Source organism: Kocuria sp. BT304, from assembly GCF_003290245.1.
Classification (GTDB): Bacteria; Actinomycetota; Actinomycetes; order Actinomycetales; family Micrococcaceae; genus Kocuria; species Kocuria rhizophila_A.
The window spans coordinates 2516772-2539746 of the sequence record NZ_CP030039.1 but is presented as its reverse complement, the minus strand read 5'-3'; the positions used below and the strand labels follow the sequence as shown (position 1 = coordinate 2539746).

18 protein-coding genes are annotated in these 22975 nt (G+C 72.1%); 7 read left to right on the top strand and 11 right to left on the bottom strand.

Annotated features, from left to right (window positions below; all coding sequences use genetic code 11):
* Positions 1 to 132: 132 nt before the first annotated feature.
* Positions 133 to 2271, bottom strand: coding sequence for an NADPH-dependent 2,4-dienoyl-CoA reductase (locus tag DNL27_RS11125; RefSeq protein WP_112235581.1), 2139 nt, complete (start codon positions 2269 to 2271; stop codon positions 133 to 135).
* Positions 2272 to 2458: 187 nt separating this feature from the next.
* Here DNL27_RS11125 and DNL27_RS11120 point away from each other — a divergent pair, with 187 nt between their 5' ends.
* Complete coding sequence (locus tag DNL27_RS11120) at positions 2459 to 3076, top strand: Dps family protein (RefSeq protein WP_012399127.1); 618 nt, start codon at positions 2459 to 2461, stop codon at positions 3074 to 3076.
* A 267-nt stretch (positions 3077 to 3343) separates the two neighbouring features.
* Here the strand turns inward: DNL27_RS11120 and DNL27_RS11115 are convergent, their stop codons facing one another.
* From DNL27_RS11115 to DNL27_RS11085, 7 genes are all read right to left on the bottom strand, one after another.
* On the bottom strand, positions 3344 to 5041 hold the full coding sequence (locus DNL27_RS11115) for a DASS family sodium-coupled anion symporter (RefSeq protein WP_167528088.1): 1698 nt from the start codon (positions 5039 to 5041) through the stop codon (positions 3344 to 3346).
* A gap of 313 nt (positions 5042 to 5354) precedes the next feature.
* Entirely contained in the window at positions 5355 to 6551 is a 1197-nt protein-coding gene (gene serA, locus DNL27_RS11110; RefSeq protein WP_112235580.1) for a phosphoglycerate dehydrogenase, read from the bottom strand.
* Positions 6552 to 6996: 445 nt separating this feature from the next.
* Positions 6997 to 8112 carry a glycosyltransferase gene (locus DNL27_RS11105; RefSeq protein ID WP_112235579.1) on the bottom strand — a complete coding sequence of 372 codons (1116 nt, stop codon included), beginning with the start codon at positions 8110 to 8112 and terminating at the stop codon, positions 6997 to 6999.
* Positions 8113 to 8117: 5 nt separating this feature from the next.
* Positions 8118 to 8654: a DapH/DapD/GlmU-related protein gene (locus tag DNL27_RS11100; RefSeq protein ID WP_012399122.1), complete on the bottom strand. Its 537-nt coding sequence runs from the start codon at positions 8652 to 8654 to the stop codon at positions 8118 to 8120.
* An 87-nt stretch (positions 8655 to 8741) separates the two neighbouring features.
* A complete protein-coding gene (locus DNL27_RS11095; protein WP_162627133.1) occupies positions 8742 to 10430 on the bottom strand; it encodes a hypothetical protein in 1689 nt (562 codons plus the stop codon).
* Between the two features lie 10 nt (positions 10431 to 10440).
* The gene (locus DNL27_RS11090) at positions 10441 to 11703 is read right to left on the bottom strand and encodes a hypothetical protein (RefSeq protein ID WP_112235577.1); all 1263 of its coding nucleotides are present in this window, start codon (positions 11701 to 11703) and stop codon (positions 10441 to 10443) included.
* Positions 11700 to 12344, bottom strand: coding sequence for a hypothetical protein (locus DNL27_RS11085; RefSeq protein WP_012399119.1), 645 nt, complete (start codon positions 12342 to 12344; stop codon positions 11700 to 11702). Before DNL27_RS11085 ends, DNL27_RS11090 begins: the two co-directional genes overlap by 4 nt.
* Before the next feature lie 370 nt (positions 12345 to 12714).
* On the opposite strand from DNL27_RS11085, the gene DNL27_RS11080 reads away from it, so the two are divergent.
* The 3 genes from DNL27_RS11080 to DNL27_RS11070 are packed head-to-tail and all read left to right on the top strand — an operon-like array spanning position 12715 to position 15719.
* Positions 12715 to 13569 (top strand): glycosyltransferase family 2 protein, encoded by an 855-nt coding sequence (locus DNL27_RS11080; protein ID WP_012399118.1) that lies wholly within the window; start codon positions 12715 to 12717, stop codon positions 13567 to 13569.
* Positions 13563 to 14822, top strand: coding sequence for a lipopolysaccharide biosynthesis protein (locus DNL27_RS11075; protein WP_012399117.1), 1260 nt, complete (start codon positions 13563 to 13565; stop codon positions 14820 to 14822). Before DNL27_RS11080 ends, DNL27_RS11075 begins: the two co-directional genes overlap by 7 nt.
* Before the next feature lie 45 nt (positions 14823 to 14867).
* Entirely contained in the window at positions 14868 to 15719 is an 852-nt protein-coding gene (locus tag DNL27_RS11070; RefSeq protein WP_112235576.1) for a phosphatase PAP2 family protein, read from the top strand.
* Between the two features lie 77 nt (positions 15720 to 15796).
* On the opposite strand, the gene DNL27_RS11065 is transcribed toward DNL27_RS11070, so the two are convergent.
* The 3 genes from DNL27_RS11065 to DNL27_RS11055 are packed head-to-tail and all read right to left on the bottom strand — an operon-like array spanning position 15797 to position 19224.
* Positions 15797 to 16864, bottom strand: coding sequence for a GDP-L-fucose synthase (locus DNL27_RS11065; protein ID WP_041297421.1), 1068 nt, complete (start codon positions 16862 to 16864; stop codon positions 15797 to 15799).
* A complete protein-coding gene (gene gmd, locus DNL27_RS11060) occupies positions 16861 to 17904 on the bottom strand; it encodes a GDP-mannose 4,6-dehydratase (RefSeq protein ID WP_012399114.1) in 1044 nt (347 codons plus the stop codon). Before gmd ends, DNL27_RS11065 begins: the two co-directional genes overlap by 4 nt.
* Before the next feature lie 54 nt (positions 17905 to 17958).
* Positions 17959 to 19224 (bottom strand): glycosyltransferase family 4 protein, encoded by a 1266-nt coding sequence (locus tag DNL27_RS11055; RefSeq protein WP_112235575.1) that lies wholly within the window; start codon positions 19222 to 19224, stop codon positions 17959 to 17961.
* A gap of 626 nt (positions 19225 to 19850) precedes the next feature.
* Between DNL27_RS11055 and DNL27_RS11050 the strand changes: the two genes are divergently transcribed.
* The 3 genes from DNL27_RS11050 to DNL27_RS11040 are packed head-to-tail and all read left to right on the top strand — an operon-like array spanning position 19851 to position 22953.
* Positions 19851 to 21392: a hypothetical protein gene (locus DNL27_RS11050; protein WP_239494368.1), complete on the top strand. Its 1542-nt coding sequence runs from the start codon at positions 19851 to 19853 to the stop codon at positions 21390 to 21392.
* Positions 21380 to 22546 carry an alpha/beta hydrolase family protein gene (locus DNL27_RS11045; protein ID WP_112235573.1) on the top strand — a complete coding sequence of 389 codons (1167 nt, stop codon included), beginning with the start codon at positions 21380 to 21382 and terminating at the stop codon, positions 22544 to 22546. The genes DNL27_RS11050 and DNL27_RS11045 overlap by 13 nt, the downstream gene beginning before the upstream one ends.
* Positions 22543 to 22953 (top strand): holo-ACP synthase, encoded by a 411-nt coding sequence (locus DNL27_RS11040; protein WP_012399110.1) that lies wholly within the window; start codon positions 22543 to 22545, stop codon positions 22951 to 22953. The genes DNL27_RS11045 and DNL27_RS11040 overlap by 4 nt, the downstream gene beginning before the upstream one ends.
* Positions 22954 to 22975 lie beyond the last annotated feature (22 nt).

Here is a 22975-nt window from a genome sequence, read left to right as displayed (position 1 = left end):
CAGCGGCGGTGTGCTGCGTGCTGCCGCTGGGGGAGCGGTGCGGCACGCGGTCGTGGACAGTTCCCTGAATACTAACCGGCTCGGCTGGGTGGGCGGTGACAGCGCGGACGACGACGCCGCGCGCGCTGGGCCTCAGGGCAGGGACGCGGCGAGCTCCACGGCCTCCTTGATGGCCCGCTTGGCATCGAGCTCCGAGGCCACGTGCGCGCCTCCCACCACGTGCACCGGGCGGTCCCCGGTGAGCTCGGACGCGAGCTCTGCGCGGGACTCCTGCCCCGCGCACAGCACCACGGTGTCCGCGGGAACGAGCAGCTCCACGAGGCCGGGCGCCTCGGCCACCACGGTGGCCTGCGCCCCGCCGGGGGCCTCGTGGCGGGCGGCGGGCGCGCCACCGGAACGCGGCGGCGTCGTGCCCCCGGACGCACGGGAGGCCGCTGCCCCCTGCGGTTCGGCGGGCTCGGGTGCCGGGACGAGCACGTGCAGGCCCTGCTCGTCGATGCGCTGGTACTGCACGCCCGTGACGAACTCGACGTCCGCCATGCGCAGCTCGGCGCGGTGGATCCACCCCGTGGTGGTGCCCAGCCGCGCGCCCGGCTTGCCCGGGGTGCGCTGCAGCACGGTGACCCGGCGCAGCGGGGCCGCGGGCTCGGGGCGCAGCAGCCCGCCGCGCGCCTCGAGCGTGCGGTCCACGCCCCACTCCCGGTAGAAGTCCGCGTGGGGGTCGTGCGTGAGGAAGTGGGCGACGTCGAATCCGATGCCGCCGCCGCCGATGATCGCCACGCGCTCGCCCACGGGCGCTCCCGCGAGCACCTCCTTGTAGCCGAGCACCGAGGGACCGTCCTCACCGGGGATCCCGGGGACGCGCGGGCTCACGCCGGTGGCGAGCACCACCCGGTCCGCGAAGTCGAGGTCCGCGGCCGTGGCGGTGCGGCCCGTGTGCACAGTGACCCCGAGCTCCGCGAGGCGCGTGCGGAAGTAGCGGATGGTATGGGCGTAGTCCTCCTTGCCCGGGATGAGCCGGGCGAGCTGGAACTGGCCGCCGATCTCGGTGTGCTCCTCGAAGACAGTCACGCGGTGCCCCCGCTGGGCGGCCGCCTCCGCGAAGGCCAGGCCCGCGGGGCCGGCGCCCACCACGGCGATCCGCTCGGCGGTGCGGGTGGGGCCCAGGACCAGCTCGTCCTCGCGCATGGCCCGCGGGTTGACCAGGCAGGACATCCGCTTGCCGGAGAACGTGTGGTCCAGGCACGCCTGGTTGCACGCGATGCACGTGTTGATCTCGTCCGGGCGCTCGGCGCGGGCCTTGGCCACGAACTGCGGGTCCGCGAGGAACGGGCGGGCCAGGCACACGAGGTCCGCGTCCCCGCGCTCGATCACGGCCTCGCCGATCTCGGGGGTGTTCATGCGGTTCACGGCCGCCACGGGCACGCTCAGGTGCTCGCGCAGGGCACGGCTGACCCACGTAAAGCCCGCGGGCGGGACGCTCGTGGCGATCGTGGGGATCCTGGCCTCGTGCCACCCGATGCCGGTGTTGATCACCGACGCGCCCGCCGCCTCGACCTCCCGCCCCAGGGCCAGCACCTGGTCGAACTCCTGGGCGTCCTGGACCAGGTCCAGGGCGGAGAGCCGGTACATGATGAGGAACTCCGGTCCGGTGGCCTCGCGCACCCGGCGCACGACCTCCACCGCGAAGCGCCGGCGGGCCTCGGGGGAACCGCCCCAGCGGTCCGTGCGCCGGTTGGTGTGCTCCACCAGGAACTCGTTGATCAGGTACCCCTCCGAGCCCATGATCTCCACGCCGTCGTAGCCGGCCCGCTGCGCGAGGAGTGCGGCGTGCGCGAAGTCCTCGACCGTGCGCTCGACGTCCTCGGTGCTCAGCTCGCGCGGGGTCACCCTGTTGATCGGGGCGCGCACGGGCGAGGGCGCCACGGCGTCCGCGTGCATCGCGTACCGGCCGCTGTGCATCAGCTGCAGGGCGATCAGCCCGCCCTCCGCGTGCACGGCGTCCGTGACGGTGCGGTGCGGGGGCAGCTGCTCCTCGGCGCTCAGGTGGGCCCCGCCCTCGCGTGCGGCGCCCTCCTCGTTGGGGGACACACCGCCCGTGACGATCAGCCCCGCGCCGCCGCGCACGCGCTCCACGTAGAAGCGTGCGAGCTCGTGCTCACCGCCCGGGGTCTCCTCGAGGCCCGTGTGCATGGAACCCATGATCACGCGGTGCGGAAGGGTCAGGGAGCCCACGCGCAGCGGGGACAGAAGATGGGGGTAGGCGCTCATCCGATACTCCAGGTCTCAGGTATTTCTCCCCACCCTAGGGCTCGTGAGCTGGATCACCAATCCCGGGGAGGGGCGGGACGTCGTGCGCATCCTGGTGCGCTCGCCGTCGGCTTGTTATTCTGAATTCATCACATAAGTCGGGCCCGGTGCGATCCCGCGCCGGTGCACGACCCACCAGGAGGTTGTCATGGCCAAGAAGTCCACGCGGACCGCCGCGTTCACCGTCCCCGGTCTCTCCACCGAGCAGGGCCACGCCGTGGCCGAGATCCTGCAGCAGCGCCTGCACGCGCTCAACGACCTGCAGCTGACCCTCAAGCACGCCCACTGGAACGTGGTGGGCCCCAACTTCATCGCGGTGCACGAGATGCTGGACCCGCAGATCGACGAGGTCCGCGGCTACGTGGACGAGCTCGCCGAGCGCATGGCCACCATGGGCGTGTCCCCCAACGGGCTCCCCGGGGCCATCGTGGCCGAGCGCACGTGGGACGACTACGACGTCAACCGCGCCCCGGGCGTGGAGCACCTCGCGGCCCTGGACCTCGTGTACGACGGCGTGATCACCGACCACCGCGAGGCGCTCGCCCGCGTGAGCGACGTGGACCCCATCACCGAGGACATGCTGATCAGCCAGGTCCGCGGCCTCGAGCTGTTCCAGTGGTTCATGCGCTCGCACATCGAGTCCGGCTCGGGCGTGCTCGAGCACGCGGGCGCCCGCACCGAGAAGGCCGCGGCGAAGTCCGTGGCCGGTGGCAAGGGCGCCGCCAAGAGCTCCCGCGCCTCGGGCAAGGCCTCCAAGAAGAAGTAGGTCCCCCAGGTCCGCCCAGGACCCGCCACGGCCCCGGGAGTCGCCCCGCGCGACCCCGGGGCCTTCGCGTGCGTGCACGCCCGCGGAACGGGCTGCACGCCCCGCACTGCCTCGCGGGGCCTCTCTCCCTGCACCCCCTGCCCCCGCGCGCACGGGCCGGCTGGTCTCCGTGCGCGCCCCGGCCCCGGCACGCCCCCGCGCCCCGCACGACGACGCCGCCGGGCACCCGCAGATGCGCGGCGGCGTCGTGGGCCCGGCGGGACGGGCTCAGAAGGCGAGGCCGAAGACCCACACGCCGAGCGTCATGGTGGTGATGGTGATCAGCACCAGCGCGATGAGGTTGAGCCACGCACCGCCGCGGATCATCTGACTGACCGCCACGTACCCGGAGCCGAACGCGATGGCGTTGGGCGGGGTGGCCACCGGGAGCATGAACGCGCACGTGGCGGCCAGTGCCACCGGGATGGCCAGCAGCATGGGGTCCACGCCGATGCCCATGGCCACGCCGCCAGCCACCGGCAGGAACGTGGCCGCGGTGGCCGTGTTGGACGTGAGCTCCGTGAGCAGCAGGATCCCGCCGGCCATGAGCAGCACCAGCAGCACCACGGGCAGCCCGCCCAGGCCCTGGGCCTTCTCCCCGATCCACTCGGTGAGCCCCGAGCCCGAGAACTGCGCGGACAGCGCCAGGCCGCCGCCGAAGAGCAGCAGCACGCCCCACGGCAGCTTGACCGCGGACTCCCAGTCCAGCAGCCGCACGCCGGGGGCGGCACCGGCCGGGCACAGGAACAGCAGCAGGCCCACGACCATGGCGATCCCGGCGTCCGAGATCATCGGCTTGTCGAACAGCACCGGCACCAGGATCCACGCGAGGGCCGCGAGCACGAACAACGTGAGCACACGCTTCTCGCCGGAGGACATGGGGCCGAGCTTGTGCAGCTCCTCCGCGATCAGCTCACGGCCGCCGGGGATCTCGCTGATCTCCGGCTTGAACAGGACCCGGGTGAGCAGCAGCCAGCACAGGGCCAGCAGCACCACGGCCAGCGGGACGCCCACGAGCATCCACTGCCCGAAGCCGATGGTGATCCCGTGCGCGTCCGAGAGGTAGCCCGCCATGAGCGTGTTGGGCGGGGTGCCGATGATCGTGCCGAGCGAGCCGATCGACGCCGCGTACGCGATCCCCAGCATCAGCGAGGTGCCGAAGTTGGACTTGACCACGTCCTCCTTGACCTGCTCGTCCTGCAGGTCCACCTCACCGGCCGGGCCGTCGACGCCGCCGGGGCCGATGGTGCCGTCCGTCCTCGCGGTGCCGTCCGTCGTCGCGCTGGCCTCCCCGCCCGCGGCGGGGGAGGCCTCCGTGGCGTCCCCCGAGCCGATCCTGGTGACCAGCAGCAGCACGGACACGCCGATCGGCAGCATCATCACGGCCGTGGCGGTGTTGGAGACCCACATGGACAGGAAGCCCGTGGCCACCATGAACCCGGCGACCATCTGGGAGGGTTTGGTGCCCATGACCTTGACGGTGAGCAGGGCGATCCGGCGGTGCAGGTTCCAGCGCTGCATGGCCAGGGCCAGCAGGAACCCGCCCATGAACAGGAAGATGATGTTGTTGCCGTAGGAGGCGCCCACCTTGTCGAAGGTGATCTCCTCGCCGAGGGTGGGGAACACCACCAGGGGCAGCAGCGCCGTGGCCGGCAGGGGCAGGGCCTCGGTCATCCACCACGCGCCCATCAGCACGGCAGTGGCCGCGGTGAGCTTGGCGTTGTGGGGGACCTCCTGGGGCATGAGCACGTAGATCAGCGCGGCGAGGGCCGCCCCGCCCAGCAGCCCGAGCAGCCGGATGGTGCGGGTGTGGCGCTTCTCCGCCGGTGCCCGCTCCCCGGGGGACTGGAAGTTCACCTCCTCGCCGCGGTGCGGGTCCGGGTCGAGGTTCTTCAGGTGCGCGCCGGGCACGGATGGATGGCTCATGGCCGCCTCCACATCGTCGTGGGGAAAGGGGATCCCCTCCAGCGTAGGGGCGCACGGGGGAGGGGCCCCGCGGAGCGCGCCGGGCGAGGCCCTCGTGACAGGTTGTGAACGCGCCGACCCGGGCGGCGGTGCACTCGGAACAATGACCCGGCCGGAGGCCGACCGCGCCCGCCGCCCGTGGGCCCGCGGGTGCCGCGGCCGGGTGAGAGGGCCGGGAGGTGCCTGCGAGGCAGGGCGGCGCCCCCATGAACGGACCCCGCCGCCCGGGGTCGGGCGACGGGGTCGCGGTGCGCGGGCGGCGTCGTGCGCGGTGTCAGGAGACGGTGGCCACCCGGACGGTCTCCGGCAGGGCCTTGACCGCGGCCACGACGTCCTCGGTGACCCCGTTGCCGCAGTCCGTGACCAGGTAGCCCATCTGGGCCTTGGTCACCAGCTGCTGGCGGTCCACGTTGATCCCGTGCTCGCCCAGCACCGAGTTCACGCGCGCCAGCACACCGGGCACGTTGCTGTGGACGTGCAGCAGGCGGGTGCCGTGGATGGTGGGGTCCAGCTGCACCTCTGGGAAGTTCACGGACAGGCTGGTGGTGCCGTAGCGGCAGTAGTCGATCAGCTTGCCCGAGACGAAGCCGCCGATGTTCTCCTGGGCCTCCGCGGTGGAACCGCCCACGTGCGGGGTGAGGATCACGTTGGGCAGGCCCTGCAGCTCGGAGACGAACGGCTCGCCGGCCGCCTTGGGCTCCGAGGGGTAGACGTCCAGCCCGGCGCCGGCCAGGTGCCCGGACACGAGGGCCTCGTGCAGGGCCTCCAGATCCACCACGTGGCCGCGGGAGAGGTTGAGGAAGATGGAGCGCGGGCGCATCCGGCGGAACTGCTCGCGGCCGAACATGGCGGTGTTGGACTCCCGCCCGTCGACGTGCAGTGTGACCGTCTCCACCGTGGTCAGCAGCTGCTCCAGGGAGTCGCACTTGGTGGCGTTGCCCATGGCCAGGCGGTCCACGATGTCGTAGTAGTAGACGTCCATGCCGAACGCCTCGGCCACCACCGAGAGCTGCTTGCCGATGTTGCCGTAGCCCACGATGCCGAGCGTGCGGCCGCGGACCTCGTGGGAGCCCTCGGCGGACTTGAGCCACACGCCCTGGTGCATGGCGGTGTTCTTGTCCGTGAGGTGGCGGGCCAGGGCGATGATCTCCCCGAGGGCCAGCTCCACCACGGAGCGGGTGTTGGAGAACGGGGCGTTGAACACGGCCGTGGCGGTGTCGGTGGCCGCCGTGAGGTCGATCTGATTGGTGCCGATGCAGAACGCGCCCACGGCCAGCAGCTCGGGATGGGCCTCCAGGACCTCGCGCGTGACCCGGGTCTTGGAGCGGATCCCCAGCAGGTCCACACCGTCCAGCGCCTCGACCAGCTCCCCGGGGTCCAGCGCGCCCTTGCGGGTCTCGACCTCGAATCCCCGGCTGCGCAGGGCGTCGACGGCGTCCGAATGGATGTTCTCGAGCAGTAAGGCCTTCACCCGTCCATCCTAAGGCCAGGGTTCCGGGCCCCCCGGCGTGGGTCCTCCTGCGACAGCGCGGGGCCACGAGCATCGGGCGGGGCACGACGTCCCGCCCGGGTGGAACGGGCTCGATCAGCCGGCCACCCCGAAGGCCTTCAGGAAGTCGAGCACGATGCCGGCGATGGTGCCGAGGTTCTGGATGACGGAGGTGAAGATGTCCATGGTGCGTGTCCTTCTTGTTGGTCATCCAGTGACAGTCACCGGGTCACCCCGCGAGCGGAGGCCGTGCGGCATCCGTTCCGACCCGGTGGTAACTACGCTACGGAGCCACCGCCGCCCTGCGACACCGCCGAACGGCCAGACCTGCGCTGGACTGTCGACCAGGCCTTTCCTGGCCGATCGGCCAGCCCCCTGTCCCCCGCTCGGGGGACGTTTTCCGACCGGTGGGTCGGGAATGGTGCGCTCAGTCACCGTACGCGGACAGCAGCCCCTCCACCACGGCGCCCATTCCGTACTCGCGCGCAATGGTCTCCCGGGCCGTGCGGCCCGTGCGTCGGCGCAGGTCGGGATCGGAGAGCAGCTCGGACAGGGCGCGCTCGAGGTCCTGCTGCGAGTCGTCCACGACCACCCCGGAGCCCGTGCGGCGCACCGTGTCCGCCAGACCGCACGTGTCCGTGATCACCACGGGCAGCCCCGAGGACATGGCCTCCAGCACGGACATGGGGTACGGCTCGTCCACCGAGGGCAGCACGTAGAGGTCCGAGTCCCGCATCCACCGCGCGGCACCGGCCGAGTCCACCGGCCCGGCCCACGTGAGGCGGTCCCCCAGGGCGGCGTCCTCGATGGCGCGGCGCACCGCGTCCCCCTGGCCCTCGTCCGGGCCCACCAGGGTGAACGTGGCGTGCGGGAAGCGGCCCGCGAGCGCCCGGGCGGCGGCCACGAACGCGAGCGGGCGTTTGCGCTCCTGCAGCCGGGCGAGGAACAGCACCCGGCACGTCTCATCCTCGCGCACCGCGCGGGGCTGGGTGCTCACGGGCATGCCGTTGTGCAACTCCACGAGGTTCACGGGACCGCCGGCCACCTGCGCCACCTCCTGGCGTTCCCCCGGTGTGAGGTGGAAGATCCGGTGGGCGTCCCGCAGCACGCGGCGGGTCAGCACGGCGTCGAGCGGGCCTGCCAGCGGGTTCTCCGACGGGTCGATCATCCCGTGGGTCTGCAGCACCGTCCGGGTCCCTGCGCGCTGCGCGAGCCGCGCGGAGGGCAGGGTCAGCAGGTCACGGGCCATGTGCACGTGCACCACGTCCGCGCTCGGGGCCACCCGGCGCACCCACGAGAGCATCGCGGGGGACGTCAGCCCCGCGAATCCCGCGCCCGGCAGCACGTAGTGCGGTGGGAACAGCGCCGTGCGCACGCCGTCGCGCTCCGTGGGCAGCGGGGTGCCCAGCTCGGAACCGGTGGCGGCGAGCACGACGTCGTGACCGGCGTCGGCCAGCGCGCGGCACTGGTTGAAGGCCACCGTGGTGGGCCCGCCGTACGCGTTGGTGCCCGAGACGAGGGCCACGATCTGCAGGATCCGCATGCCGCTCACGCCCTCGCGGCCACGGGGGCCAGCACGCGCTCGCCGGCCGGGACGTCACGGGTGACCAGGGCGGTGGCACCCACCACGGCGCCCTCGCCCACGGTCACGCCGCGCAGGACCGTGGCGCGCAGGGCGATCCACGCGCCGTCGGCCACGGTGACGGGCGCGTTGTCGAACTCGAACGCGGGGTCGTCCGCGCGGTGGCTGCCAGTGCACAGCATGGCACCCTGCGAGATGCACACGTCCGAGCCGATCGTGACGGGCTCCAGGTTCAGCAGCCAGGCGCCGACGCCGATCCACGAGTTCTCGCCCACGCTCAGTTTCCAGGGCCAGTGGATCCGTACGTCGTGGCGGATCAGGGTACCCTCCCCGATTTGCGCGCCGAACGCGCGCAGGATGCGCGTGCGCACCCGTGGGGGGCACAGCACGGAGCGCTGCAGCGGCTCCGCGACGAGCGCCCACGCCGCGCACTGCAGGGTGCTGCGGCCCTTGTCGTAGCCACGGCCCGTGAAGGTGGCCAGGCGGCGTCGCTGGTGTGTCATGTTCTCTCCCCTGTGTTGATCGGTCGGTCGTGCATGGCGGTTGCCGGGGCGGTCCGGCCGGCCCACCGGTGGCGGGCCCGGGACGGCCTACCCGCCGGAGGCCCCGTGGTGGACGGGTGCCGAGTAGGCGATCCGCCCCTCGTGGGTGACCACCCTGGCGATCGTGAACCCGCCCGGGACGGTGCTCACCTCCTGGCCGCCCACGATGCTCCCGGGCGGGTCCTCGTAGCCCACGCCGGTGGCGTCGAGCGCGAGACCGGCGGGCCAGGTGTTGTGGAGCAGCTCCACGGACCGCACGGCCCGCGTGGTCGTGACGTGCATCCCGGAGGGCCCCGGGCCCTCTCCGCGCTCGAGTCTCGCCACCCCGGAGAAGTCCGTGGTCTCGTGGCTGCCGAGGGAGTAGTAGCGGCGGCGGTCCGGTGACGGCACGGCGGGGTCCGCCTCGTCGTAGACGACCACCGGGGCGCCGCGGACGCCGGCGGTTCTCGCCCCCTTCTCGTCGAGAAGGTCCACCACGGCCACGACGTGCTCACCTCCGCGCAGGTCCAGGGTCCGTTCGACCACGGCGGCCGTGACACCGCCCGCGGCCACCGGCTCCGAGACGGCCTCGGCGAGGGTCCGGCCGGCGGCGGAGGTGACCCTCGTGCGCACCCTCACGGCCGTGTGGCCGTGGTTGATCACGAGACCCTCCACCAGCAGCTCCCGGCCGGCGAGCAGGTACTGCGGGGAGCTCGCGTACGCGCGGGCCTCGGAGTCCTCCTGGGCCGCGCCCCGGAAGACCGCGGAGTGGTGCGCCAGCAGGTCCGCGCGCGTGCGGCCCCAGTCGGTGGTGGGCTGGACCGACGTGTGCTCCACGGCGTCGTTCCAGGTGACGGCGGTCAGCCAGGCGGGGTGGGCGGCCAGCTGGCTCTCCAGGTGGCGGCGCCAGAGCTCGGTGCCCCGCGCGTCCACGTAGCCGCCGCGAGCGGTCTGCCGGTCGTAGCCGGGCAGCGAGCCCCCGGCGAAGGGAAGATCGTGGGCGGCGGCCCAGGAGACGACGTCGTGGAGGACCTCGGTCTCCTTGTCCTCGAACAGCCACAGCGCGTCGAAGGACCCGGCGTACGGGTCCACGAGCGAGGTGTCCAGGGTGTCGCCGTGCTGGCTCGCCTGGGTCTTCAGCTCCGCGACCAGGAACACGTCGGTGCCCCGGTCGTGGAGCGTGCCGCGCAGCGTGTTCCAGTCACCGGGGGAGAGGGACCGGGCGTTGTAGACCCAGACGACCAGGGCGTCCCCCGAACGGGCCGCGGAGGGGTGCTCGGCCGCGGCCGCCGCGTACTGCTCCACCATGGAGGTGGCGCGGCGCAGGGACGAGACCTGCAGGCACGGGGCCACCGAGAAGCCCGCGGACGACGAGTTCTGCCACGACGGATCGGCGGCCGACATCCAGTCCGCCACGAAGTCCGTGCCGGAGTTGACCCCGTCCAGCAGCAGGATCTGCATCCCGGTGAGCCCCGCGGCCCGGGCCTGCGTGAGCTGGCCGGCGAGGAGGCGCTCGTACCCCGTGCCCGCCGGGGCGAGGGAGAGCGGCCGCTCGCTGCCGTAGTGGACGTCCGGGTCCGCGGCCAGGGGCAGTCCCTGGGGCACCATGTGCGCCCACACCTGGCGCCGCTCCAGTGCGCTGGGGGCGGGATCCCGCGGCGCCGGAGCCCCTCCCGGTGCGCACGACGCCGTGACACCCACTGCGGTCACGGCGGCGAGCGCGATGAACCCGCGGCGGGTGGTGCGGGCCGGGGTCACCGGTGTCCCGTCATGCCCGGCCCGCACCGGCGAGGGGTCCTCTCAGAACGGGGCCGCGCGGCGCCCGGGACCGCAGGGCCCTGCGCCGCAGGAACGCGGCGGTGAGCGGGCGCAGCGCCCGTTCGAGCACCGTGGCCAGAATCATCATGGAGACGATCCGGCTCACCGCCCGGGTGTTGTACTGGGTGATCATGACCACGGTGAGCATGGCCATCCCGAGCAGTGCGGACAGGAACAGCACCATGGTGGGGTGCGGGTTCGTCCCCACGCTGCGCAGGCAGCCGCGCACCACCAGTCCCCACGCGAGCGTGAACAGCATGAGGCTGAATCCGCCGAAGCTCGCCCACTCGCCCAGGGCCGAGTACGGGATGAACTCGTGGACACGCATCGAGAACAGGATGTCGTCCCAGCCCACCAGCCGCCCCGGCCCCGGGTTCAGGGAGATCAGCATGTCCTGCGCCGTGATGCCGTACTCGTGGCTCGTGAACACGAGCAGCGGCACGCTGAAGCCGAAACTGTTGGTGGTGGTCAGCAGGGACTCGCTGAAGAACGAGGGTTCCGGGAGCACCTTGGCCATGGCGTGCGCGTACGGGATCAGGCCGTGCTCCGTGAGGTCGCGGCAGTACAGCGGGATGGGCAGCAGCACCACCGTGATGGCGGCGGTGCCGAGCCACCCGAGCCAGGACACCCTGCCCCCGGCCAGAAACCTGCCCACCACGTAGAGCACCACCACGCCTGCGAAGACACGGGTGGCGCACGCGAAGAGCAGGACGAGCCAGGACACCATGGCGATCCGGCCCAGCAGCGGGTGCCGCACCGAGAGGAAGCCCGCCGCGAGGACGGCCATGGGCTGGGCGACGCTCGAGGCGGACACGATCGCCGGCGGCGCCATGAAGATCAGGTACTGGGGCGCCTCCAGGATGTAGCGGCCTTTGGTGAGCAGCAGCGCGGCCATGGTCCCGAACGTGATCAGGACCCAGAGCCACGTGAGGGGACGCACCTGCCGCCCGATGGTGCTCAGCAGCGTGGGCCAGGACGGGGTGCGCCCCGGGAACGGGAACACGAGCGCGAGCACGAGCCCCAGGACGGCCCAGGAGATCAGGCGCACGGCGTCGGCGTGGTTGTACGCCGCCCACACCGGCGTGAAGGGGCTCGGCACGGTCACCACGGAGTGGTCCAGGAAGTAGACCGTGGAGGCCCAGCTGATCAGCAGGAAGACGATCAGGGTCAGGACCGGGACCCGGTCCATGGAGATGGCATCGCGCCACTTCATGACGAGAACGAGCCGGTCTGACCTGCGGCGCTCTGTGCGTCGTGGTGGCGGGGTGCGGAGCGTCGGCGCGTGAGGGCCTGGGCTCCGGCGATGCCCAGGATGCCGCCCACCGTGCCGCCGATCAGGGCCCACCGGCTGGCGCTGGGCTTGTCGCTCGTGACCGCGGCGGCGCCCTTCTGGACGATCGAGACGTCCACCTGGGGCGTGCCGTCGCTCTGCGGCGAGAACTGGCGGATGGAGTCCCGCAGGCCCGCGGCGAGGTCGTCGGCGACGGCGGCGCTGCGGTCCCGGTCGGTGTCCGAGTACGCCAGCTTCACGAGGCTCGACCCCGTGGGCACCTCCACGGTGAGGTCCTTGGAGATCTCGTCCGTGGACCGGCCGTGGTCCCCCGCAGTCTCCAGGACGCTGGCGGTCATCGCCAGGTTGTTGTAGGTGGGCATGTTGCTCAGGATGTACTGGGACACCGTCTCCGTCTGACCGCTGGGCAGACTCTGCGCCGGTGTGACCATCACGGTGGTCGTGGACGTGAAGCTCTCGGGCCGCAGCACGGCCACCCCTCCTCCGACGGCCGCCCCCAGGACGGCGGCGCCCAGGACGATCCCCAGGAACCTGACGATGACGTTCTTGACACGTGCGCTCACGTGATTCCCCCCAATTCTTTCCGTTCCCGTCAGCCCGACAGGAACTCCCCTCACGAAATGTCATCGCAAAGGGGGACAAATATTTACCCAATTACCCCTAAACGGGGGACAACCTGGAATTCCTGACCACCTCGTGCGGATTCCCCCGGAACGCCGAGAAATTCAGCGAACCTGACGGACCCACGGCGGTGCTCCCCTGAATCCACGGGGATTCTGCGCCCGGCAGTACCCCCGCCCTTCTGTCCCGCCTTTCCCATGATAGCCTCATTATCGCGCTGCGTTTCTATGACAACGAATTTGTCCGCAGTAGTTCACCCTGGGGAGCCGGGAACGGTGGGGTGATCCGTGGTTATCAGGGGAGAGTGCCACCATGCCGAGACTGACCGTCATCATGCCCGCCTACCACGCGGGCGCAACCGTGGAGAGCGCCATGCGGTCCACGCTGCGGGCCATGCCCCGGGACGCGGAGCTCGTGGTGTCCGTGGACGGCCCGGACGCCGAGACGGAACGTGCCGCCCGCCGGGTGTCGGACCGCCGCGTCGTCGTCCGGGAGAACCCGGAGAACGTGGGGACCGTGGTCCGCATGCGGGAGGCGCTGGAGACCACGGACAGCGAGCTGGTGGCCCGCACGGACGCGGACGACCTCTCCCTGCCGTGGCGCTTCGCCGTGAGCATGCGGGCGCTGCGGCACGCGGACATCGTGTGCGGCAGCGGGATCCGCTTCGGCCGGGGCATGCTGCCGCGGCCCTCCTACCCCCGCAACCTCACGAGCACCGAGCTCGGGCTGCTGCTGCCGTTCGTGAACCCGTTGTTCCACTCGAGCATGCTCGCCCGGCGGGAGACCCTCGAGGCCGCGGACGCCTACGCCCGGCCCAACACGGCGGAGGACTACGTGCTGTGGTTCGACGCTCTGCGCCAGGGGGCGCGGATCCACAAGCTGGCCGTGCCCGTGGTGGCCTACCGGCTGAGCCCGGGGCAGCTCTCGGGAGCCCCGGACTACCACGAACGGATCGCCCAGGACCCGGAGGTGCTGCGCGCGTGGAGCGCGTGGGCCCGGTCCGGCAGGATGTCCTGGCTCGTGGACAACGGCGGCGTCCCGGGCCGTCCCGTGGGCACGCCCGAGCAGCTGCGGCGCGTGGTGGCCGGGGTCCGGCCCGGGACCCGCCCCTACGCCCGGCGCAACCTGGCGCAGGTGGCGGACCTCGCGGGGCACCCCGCATGCTGAACCAGGTCAAGTCTCTCATCGAGCGGGCGCTGCCGCGGGTGTCCTCGGCGCTCGTGATCCTCACGCTCGCCGCGTTCACGTCCCCGCACTACGTGGGCATCTACAACCTGGTCACGCTGATCTACACGGCCATCCAGGTGACCATCGACTCCGGCGCGCGCTTCGCGGTGATCCGGGTGCTCACCGAACCGGGTGGCATGCGCATCATGAACCGCTACCGGGCGGTCATGCCCGTGGTGGCGTTCGTGATCCTCGCGGGGTTCATGCTGTTCCTGCTGCACAACGGGACGCTGGAGAACTGGGGCGAGTTCCTCCAGGTGCTACCCGTGGCGCTCGCCCCCGGATTCGGTGCGCTGGGGCTGCTGTACGTGGGCACCCTGCAGGCCACCAACCAGTGGGGCACGCTGGCCCGGATGCAGCTGCGGGCCTCGCTCGCGGGGCTGCTCGTGGGCGGCACGGTCCTGGTGCTCACCCACTCGCTGCTGGGCCCGTCCCTGCAGCTGGCGGTCACGGAGGGGACGTTCGCGGTGCTGTGCTGGCTGCGCGCCCGCCGCAGCACGGAGCCCCTGCCGCACACGGCCCCCGGTGGGAAGTCGATCGTCTCGGACATGACCACCATGTCCGGCTACGCCCTCCTGTCCTGGTTCCAGGGCCAGGCGGAGCGGCTGTTCATGACCGCGTTCGCCGGCACCGCGGCCCTCGGCACGTACACCGCGGGCAGTGCGGTGGGCCGGGCCCCGGGAGACGCGCTGGCGGCGTCGACCGTCAACGTGGTCCGCGTGGGCATCGCGGACAAGGAGACCCCGGACGAGATCCGGGAGGCGAGCGACCGCCACCTGTACCCGGCGCTGCTGCTGGCCGTGGCGGGCGTGGTGGTGGCGCAGGTCGCCGCGGTCGTGCTCACCCCGATCCTGGGGGAGCAGTGGCGTCCGGCGATGTCCATGGTGCCGTTCATCGCCATGGTCTCCTTCCCGGGAGTGCTCTCCTGGGCCGCCTCGGTGCTGCTCGTGCGCACGGGAGGGGCGTGGAAGACCTTCGTGGGCCCGCTCATCGGCCTGGTGTTCGGTGCCGTGATCGCCTGGGTGGCCTCCTTCGACCTGCACCTCGCGGCCACCGTGCTGGTGCTGCGCGAGTTCACCGTGGTGGTGGTGGCGTACCTGTTCATCGGCAGGGCCGCGCCGTGGCGCTCCTTCTGGCTGTCCGCGGGGCTCTCCGCGGTGGGGCTCGGGACGTGCTGGCTCGTGGTTCTCTGACCGTTCCCCCAACGTTCTCGCCGCCACGGCACGTAGCCTGCCCGCATGACGAGATCCGGGCCCACGGCCTCTACAGCAGCGCCGGCCCCGCACCGGGGGCGCGCAGGGTTCCTGCGGGAACGGCTGAGCGAGCCGCCCCTTGCCGACGCCCGATCCCGCCGCAACCGCGTGGTGATCGCGCTGGTCATGGTCGTTGCGAGCCTCGTGCTGTTCGTCCGCGTGTGGGACTGGTGGACCGAGCGGGAGGACCTCTCCCGCTGGGACGTCCCGGCCCTGACGTGGCTCACGGAGCACCGTGACCCGGTGCTCACGGGTGTCCTGGAGGTCGTCACCACCCTCACCGCGCCCACCGGGATGATCATCTGCGCCGTCACGGTGCCCGTGTGGCTGCTGGGCAGCCGGCACTGGTGGCGCCCCGTTCTGCTCGCCGGGGCCATGGCCGTGGCCGTGGCGTGCATCGTGGGCATCAAGTCGGTCGCCGGGCGCGGGCGGCCCCCCGTGGCGGACATGCTCATGGGTGCGGACCTGTCCTACTCGTTCCCCTCCGGCCACACGCTGGCCACCTCCACGTTCGTGCTGGTGCTGCTGTACCTCGTGTACTTCCGTCCGTACGCCGAGCACCTGATGGAGGCCACGGGCGCGGTGACGACGACGCCGCACGGGCCGTCCGCGGCCCGTCCGCCCGCCCGCTGGTGGGTGGTCGCAGCCGGGATCGCGGTCATTGCGGTCGTCGCGTTCAGCCGCCTCTACCTGGGCTACCACTGGCTCACGGACGTCACCGCCTCGCTGCTGCTGGCCGTGGCCGTGCTCGGTCTGGTGGTGGGGGTGGACGCGTGGCGCCCCACGGCCCGGCTCACGCCCGTGGCACCGCACCCCCAGCAGGAGCGGCCCGTCTGAGACCTGCGGTGGTCAACGCGGCACGGCGGGCGGCCCCGTGGGGACCGTCCGCCGTGCCGCGTGCTCGAGGACTGCCGCTAGGCGCCCCGCGCGGAGTCCCGGTGCGCGCGGTACCAGGACACGGCGTCGTCGAGCCCCGTGGGCAGGTCGATGGACGCGTTCCAGCCCAGCGCACGCAGGTGGGAGACGTCCATAAGCTTGCGGGGGGTGCCGTCCGGCTTGGAGGCGTCCCAGTGCGTGGTGCCGTCGAAACCGGTGGCGGCGGCCACGAGCTCCGCGAGCTCGGCGATGGTGACGTCCTCGCCCACGCCCACGTTGACCTGCTGGGGGCCGTCGTAGTGCTCCAGCAGGAACAGGCAGGCCGAGGCGAGGTCGTCCGCGTGGAGGAACTCGCGGCGCGGTGACCCGGAACCCCAGTTGGTGATCTCGGTGTCCCCGTGGCGCACGGCCTCGTCGTAGCGGCGGATCATGGCGGGCAGCACGTGGGAACCGGTCGGGGAGAAGTTGTCCCCGGGGCCGTAGAGGTTGGTGGGCATGGCGGAGATCCACGGCAGCCCGTACTGCCGGCGCACCGACTGGACGTGCAGGATGCCGGCAATCTTCGCGATCGCGTAGGCGTCGTTCGTGGGCTCCAGGTACCCGGTCAGCAGCGCGTCCTCCCGCAGCGGCTGCTCCGCCAGCTTGGGGTAGATGCAGGACGAGCCCAGGAACAGCACCCGTTCCACGTCCACCGCGCGCGCGGCGTCCAGGAGGTTGAGCTGGATCCGCAGGTTGTCGGAGAGGAAGTCCACCGGGCGCGTGTTGTTCGCCCCGATGCCGCCGACCCTGGCCGCGGCGAGCACCATGTACCGCGGCTTCTTCTCGGCCATGAAGGCCTCGACCGCCCCGCGGTCCCTCAGGTCCAGCTCCGCGGAGGTGGCACCCACCAGGTTCTCGAAGCCCTGAGACTCCAGGTGGCGCCACACGGCCGAGCCCACGAGCCCGCGGTGGCCCGCCACGTAGAACGGGGCGGTGCGGTCCAGCGGGCCCGGTGTGAAGCGGACGTCGTCGGTGGTGCGGGCGTCGGCGGGGTCGCTGACGGTGCGGGGCCAGTGGGAACCGTCGGTGGCGTCCACGATCTCCTCCTCGTGCAGGTGCGTGCTCATGCGGCCCGTCCGGGGGCCCAGATGTGCTGGGAGACGGTGTCGATCCAGGGGGTGCCGGCGCACTCCAGGGCTGCACGGTCCGCGTCCACCATGATGCGCGCCAGCTCGGGGGCGTGCACGGTGGCCTTCCAGCCGAGCTTCTCCTCGGCCTTGGAGGGGTCCCCGATCAGGGCGTCCACCTCGGTGGGGCGCAGGTAACGCTCGTCGAAGCGCACGTGGTCCTCCCAGTTCAGCCCGGCGTGCTCGAACGAGGTCTCCAGGAACTCGCGCACCGTGCTGGGCCGACCCGTGGCCAGCACGAAGTCCTCGGGCTCGTCCACCTGCAGCATGCGCCACATGCCCTCCACGTACTCGGCGGCGTAGCCCCAGTCGCGGATGGCGTCCAGGTTGCCCATGTACAGGTGCTCCTGCTTGCCCGCGGCGATCGCGGCCACGGCCCGGGTGATCTTGCGGGTCACGAAGGTCTCGCCGCGGCGGGGGGACTCGTGGTTGAAGAGGATCCCGTTGACCGCGAACATGTCGTAGGCCTCGCGGTAGTTCTTGGTGATCCAGTACGAGTAGATCTTCGCCGCACCGTACGGCGAGCGCGGGTAGAACGGGGTGTCCTCGTTCTGCGGCGGCGGCGTGGCACCGAACAGCTCCGAGGTGGAGGCCTGGTAGAAGCGGCACTTCACCCCCGCGCGGCGCACCGCCTCGAGCAGCCGGACGGTGCCCAGACCGGTGGTGTCACCGGTGTGCTCGGGCTCGTCGAAGGACACGCGCACGTGGGACTGCGCGGCCAGGTTGTAGACCTCGTCCGGGTCGATCTCGGCCATGAGGGTGACCAGTCGTGCGGCGTCGGAGAGGTCCCCGTAGTGCAGGAACAGCTGCGCGTCGGGGTTGTGCGGATCCTGGTACAGGTGGTCGATGCGCGAGGTGTTGAACGTGGAGGCGCGGCGGATCAGGCCGTGGACCTCGTAGCCCTTGGACAGCAGCAGCTCCGCCAGGTAGGAGCCGTCCTGCCCGGTGATGCCCGTGATGAGCGCTTTCTTGTGACTCATGGTGATCTCTCCCCTTGTGGATCGTGTGCGGCGGGGCGGCGGTGCCCCGGTGTGTCAGGAATGGGCGGTGGCGGGTGTCCGCGGCTGCGTGGGAACGCCCGGGTGCAGCCTGCGCAGCGCGGAGGTGAATGAGCGCACGGCCGCGTCGCGGCTGAGCACGTCTCGGACGTAGCGGCGCCCGCCGCGGTGGGTGGCGCCACCCGTGGAGATCCACTCCTCGTGCAGCGTCATGGCGCCCGCCACGAGTGCCTCGGGGTCTCCCGGGCGCACCCGGATGCCCGCGTCCGCGGCGGCGAGCTCCGCGGCGGAGGGGCCCTCCGCCTCCACCGCGGCGAGCACCGGGCGGTCCGCGGTGAAATAGCTCGTGAGCTTGCTGGGCACGCACATCTCGGTGAGCCCGGGCCGTTCGTTGACCAGCAGGATGTCCGCGGCGCGCAGCAGCCCGGCGTAGGTGTCCTCGTCCACGCTGGGCAGCACCTCGAAGCGCGGGGTGCGCTCGGCGAGCTCCTCGAGCTGGGGGCGCTGGTGCCCGCCGCCCACGAGCACGAAGCGCAGCGGCGCCCCGGTGCGCTGGGCCACCTCCGCGGCGGCGGCCACGTTCGCGAGGTCCTGCTTGGCGCCCATGTTGCCGGTGTGCAGCACCACCACGTCCTCCGGCCGCCAGCCGAAGCGCCGACGCAGGGCGTCGGTGTCCACGCCGGGGGCCTCGGAGATGTGCGTCCAGTTGCGCACCGTGGTCACCCGGTCCGCGGCCACGCCCATGTGCCGGCGCAGGTAGTCCGAGAACCGGTCGTGGATCACGACGACGCCGCTGCAGGAGCGCAGGAACGTCCCCTCCACCGCGCGCATCAGGCGCGTGACCGGCCCGCCGGCCGCGCCCGTCTCCGCGAGCCCGGCCGTGTAGATGTCGTGCACCCATGCGATCACCGGGGTGCGCGTCAGCGCCGCGCGCACCCGCACGATGGCGGAGGCGAACAGGGCGGGGGTGATCAGGACGACGACGTCCGGGTTCCCCCACGGGGCGGTCACGGCGCGCAGCCCGAAGACGATCTCCATGCCCAGCCGCCGCAGCTGGCCGGCGTCGTGCGGGACCGGGTGCGGCACGCGCAGCACCGGGACGCCGTCGACGACCTCGTACCCGTTGCCGTTCTTCGGGTACCCCTCGTGGATGCTCCACTGCGGGTAGTGCGGGAGTCCGGTGATGACGTCGGTGTCCCACCCGGCGTCCCGCAGCGCGCGGGCCATGCCCGCGGTGTAGGGCGCGATGCCCGTGTGCTCCGGTGAATAGTTGAGACCTACGATCAGAATGCGTGGTGCCACGCTTGCTCCTCCCCCTGAAAAGCGGGGCCGAGCCCCTGCTTTCCCCCAGTTGCGGTGGGCCTCCCCAGGCCCACCCGCCGCCTCCCGAGTGGATCGTCGGCAGCGGCGCATCGGTGTCGACGTCTTCTCTCCCTAGCCCATCGACGTTTGCCATCATAATCACGCCGCAAAGCATGCAACTCCGGAATGACCACAAATCTGTGTGGGCTCATATAGGTACAACCGCACAAACGCGCTGGTGGGAGCGGGAAAAACAGTCGTGTCAATGAAAAACCACACATTAGGGGACGCCGCCCCTCGGCCCAGCTGTGAACTTCCTGGCTATGCTTTATGAGTGCAAAGCTGCACGACTTCCGCGGGGGAACGCGGGTCCGGGGCAAGAATCCGCCGGTGGCGGTGGGGGATCCGTTCGTGGAGGAGTGACCGTCGTGACGGCGGGGCAGGGGCAACGGTGTACGGCTGAGGTGCATCCGGAGCAGAACTGGGGAGAATTCATGCGTATTGCCGGGCAGGCAAGTTTTTTGACGGGGGACGGGCACACCATTCACGCGTGGGTCCACGGTCCGCGGGACGAGAAAGTGCGTGGCGCGGTGATCGTGGCACCGGCACTGGCGCGGGAGGAGGTAGTGAGCCACCGCAGCATGCGCCTCGTGGCCGCGCGGGCCGCCCAGGCGGGCTGGCTCGTGCTGCGCCTCGCGTGGAGCGGGACCTCCGAGTCGGGGGAGCGCCCCGCGGGCAGCGACCCCGTGGCCGTGTGGCACCGGGATCTCGAGGTGGCCCACCGTGCGTCGCGTGAGCTCGTGGGCCCCGAGCTGCCGGTCCACGGGATCGGGCTGCGGATCGGTGCGGCCGTGCTGGCCACGTCCCCGCTCCCCTTCGAGCGCCGCGTGCTGTGGGAGCCGGTCTCCGGCGCCGTCTACATGCGCCAGTACACGGGACTGAGGCGCGCCAGTGGTCTCGACCTGCCTCCTGTGGTGGAGGACGGCGTGGAGATCGGGGGCGCGCACTTCACGAATGCCGAGGCCGGGGCCATCCGCGCGCTGCCCGACCCCCGCAAACTCTCCACCCCCGGGCTCGTCCCGGTGCGCGAGGAGGACCGCACCGTGGCCAAGAAGCTCTACGGGGTGGCCGCCATCTACGCGAAGGCGTGTCCGCCCGCGATCGCCGCCCTCGTCGAGCGGCTGGAGGACTCCGGGCCCACGCAGCGGCCGCGCGACGAGTGGGCGGACGTCAGCGGGTGGCGGCCGGTGACCTCGGCCCGGTTCCATGTGGCCGAGTTCGGCGTGGACGTGGAGGAGGAGCTGCTGGAGCTGGGCCTGGACGGCATGCCGGCCTCCTACACCCATCCCGTGGGACGCCACGGCACGGGTGCGGGAGCTGCGCTGCTCGCGCCGCCCTCGGCCGATCCGAAGGACGGCCCCACCGGGCTGTGGACCGTGCAGGCTCGCCGTCTCGCGGCCCGGGGCGTGCCCGCGATGCGCATCGAGCGCCACCACTGCGGGGACGGTGCGGGACTGGACGAGGTCAAGGACGTCAACCCCTACACCGGTGAGGGCGTCATGGACCTGGACCTCGGGGCGGCCTGGCTCCGGGACCGCACCGGGGAGGACGTCACGGGAGCCGGACTGTGCGTGGGGGGCTGGCTCGTGGCCATGGCCCCGCCCACGAGTGCGATGACCAGCCGCGTGGTGCTCAACAACGTGGCGTGGCGCGCCGCGGAGTCCTACTACGACAAGCTCTACCGCAACTGGGACGTGGACGCGGTGCTCGAGCAGCTGCGGACCATGAGCGACGTGGAGGTCAATGCCGGCTGGCGCACCCGTGCCAAGGACCGGGTGCGCCGCCGCATGCCCTACCTCGCGTGGCTCGTCCTGGGCCGCCGCAGCATTCCCAACGTGCCCGAGGTGGTCATGGAGTACGCCTCCCGCGGTGCGGAGGTCGCCTTCTACTTCGGCCCCGAGGACGGCCTGCTCTTCCAGCAGGAGCGGGGCGAGGAGGGCCTGGCCCGGCTGCGCCGTCAGGGGCGGCGGATCAAGGTGGCCCACGTCCCGGCGCTGGACCACTCGCTGCAGGCGCACGCCTCACGGCTCACCGCGCTGCAGATCATCGACGCCGCCCTGGGCCTGAGCCAGTACCCCGCGGAAGAGGTGGTTCCATGCGCGGCATGAGACGTTCCGGGTCACGGGTCGACGGTTCCCGGGGTTCGGGTCTGCGTGTGCTGGCCGGGTGCGCCGTGGTGGCCACCCTTCTCACCGGGTGCGGTCTGGGCAGCCCGGACGGTACCGCGTCGAGTTCGTCGGGCCTGTACGACACCCAGGCCGTGAAGGACGCGGGGTTCGGTGACCCGGAGGCGCTGCGGGCGCAGGACCACGGCATCACCGTCACCGCGGCGCGGCGGCTCTCGCAGCGCGCGGTGGACCTGACGGTCGAGACGGCCGCCGTGTCCCCGGACGCGCTGGGGGGCCGGAAGTCCGTGGTGGTGATCGCCCCCGAGAACTACGACCCCTCCACCCGCTACCCCGTGGTGTACATGCTGCCCGGCAGCAGCTCCCCGGACGCCTCCGCCCTGCAGTGGTACGACGAGGGACACGCGGAGCAGCTCACGCAGAACCTCCCGGTGATCACGGTGGTCATGAGCGGAGGGCAGCAGGGCTGGTACACCGACTGGGCCACTCAGGACACGGGTGCCCAGAACTGGGAGACGTTCCATCTCAAGGAACTGGTGCCGTGGGTCGACGCGCACCTGCCCACCGCCGCGGACCGGAAGCACCGGGTCGTCCTGGGCAACTCCATGGGCGGCTACGGCGCGGTGCGCTACGCCGAGGAGCGCCCGGACCTGTTCGGGGAGGCCGTCAGCCTCTCCGGTCTGCTGGACCTGTCCTCGGGCGCCGCCAAGAACAACCTGGTGGAGGCGTCCCGGCAGTCCACGGGTGAGACCGACGCGGTGTTCGGGGACGGCACCACCACCACGGAGGAGCAGTGGCGCGCCCACGACCCGCTCTCGCAGAGCTCCAGGCTCTCGGACGTCCACGTGCAGCTGTTCGCAGGCACGGGCAACGGCCAGGAGGGGGACATCGAACCCGCTCTGCGGGACACCACCGCCACGTTCGCGCGGGAGCTGGAGTCCCAGGGTATCGCTCACCAGTACACGGAGTACGGCCGTGCGGGCGAGTGCGACGGCGGGCACGTCTTCGGGTGCTGGCGGCCCGCCGCGGTCGTGGCACTGGGCCGCTGGGCGGAGCGCACGGGGCTGAGGACCACCGCCCCGCAGCCCTCGGTGGCTCCCCAGTTCACGGATGTGACCTCCGGGGACAAGCCGTGACGGCCGCGCACGACGCCGCCCGCGCACCCCGCGTGGGCTGCGACCTGCAGGCAGTGGCGCCGGTGGCCGAGGCCATCGCGCACCGGGGGGAGCGCTACCTGCGGGCCGTGCTCGCGCCCGAGGAGGTCTCGGCGCTCACCGCCGGGGGAGGCGCGCCGTCCGCGGAGTCCGTGGCCGGGCGGTTCGCCGCGAAGGAGGCCGTGCTCAAGGTGCTGCGGCCCGGCACCCGGGACGCCGTGGCCTGGCCGCAGATCGTGATCCGCTCCGACGCCCACGGCGTGCCCGCCGTGCAGCTGCGCGGGGAGGCCGCACTGCTCGCCGACCGCGCGGGTCTGCGGCACTGGAGCCTCAGCACGTCCCACGACGGCGGCTTCGCCATGGCTGTGGCGTGCGCCACCGCGCAGTGACGGCCCCGCCGTCCGCCACCCA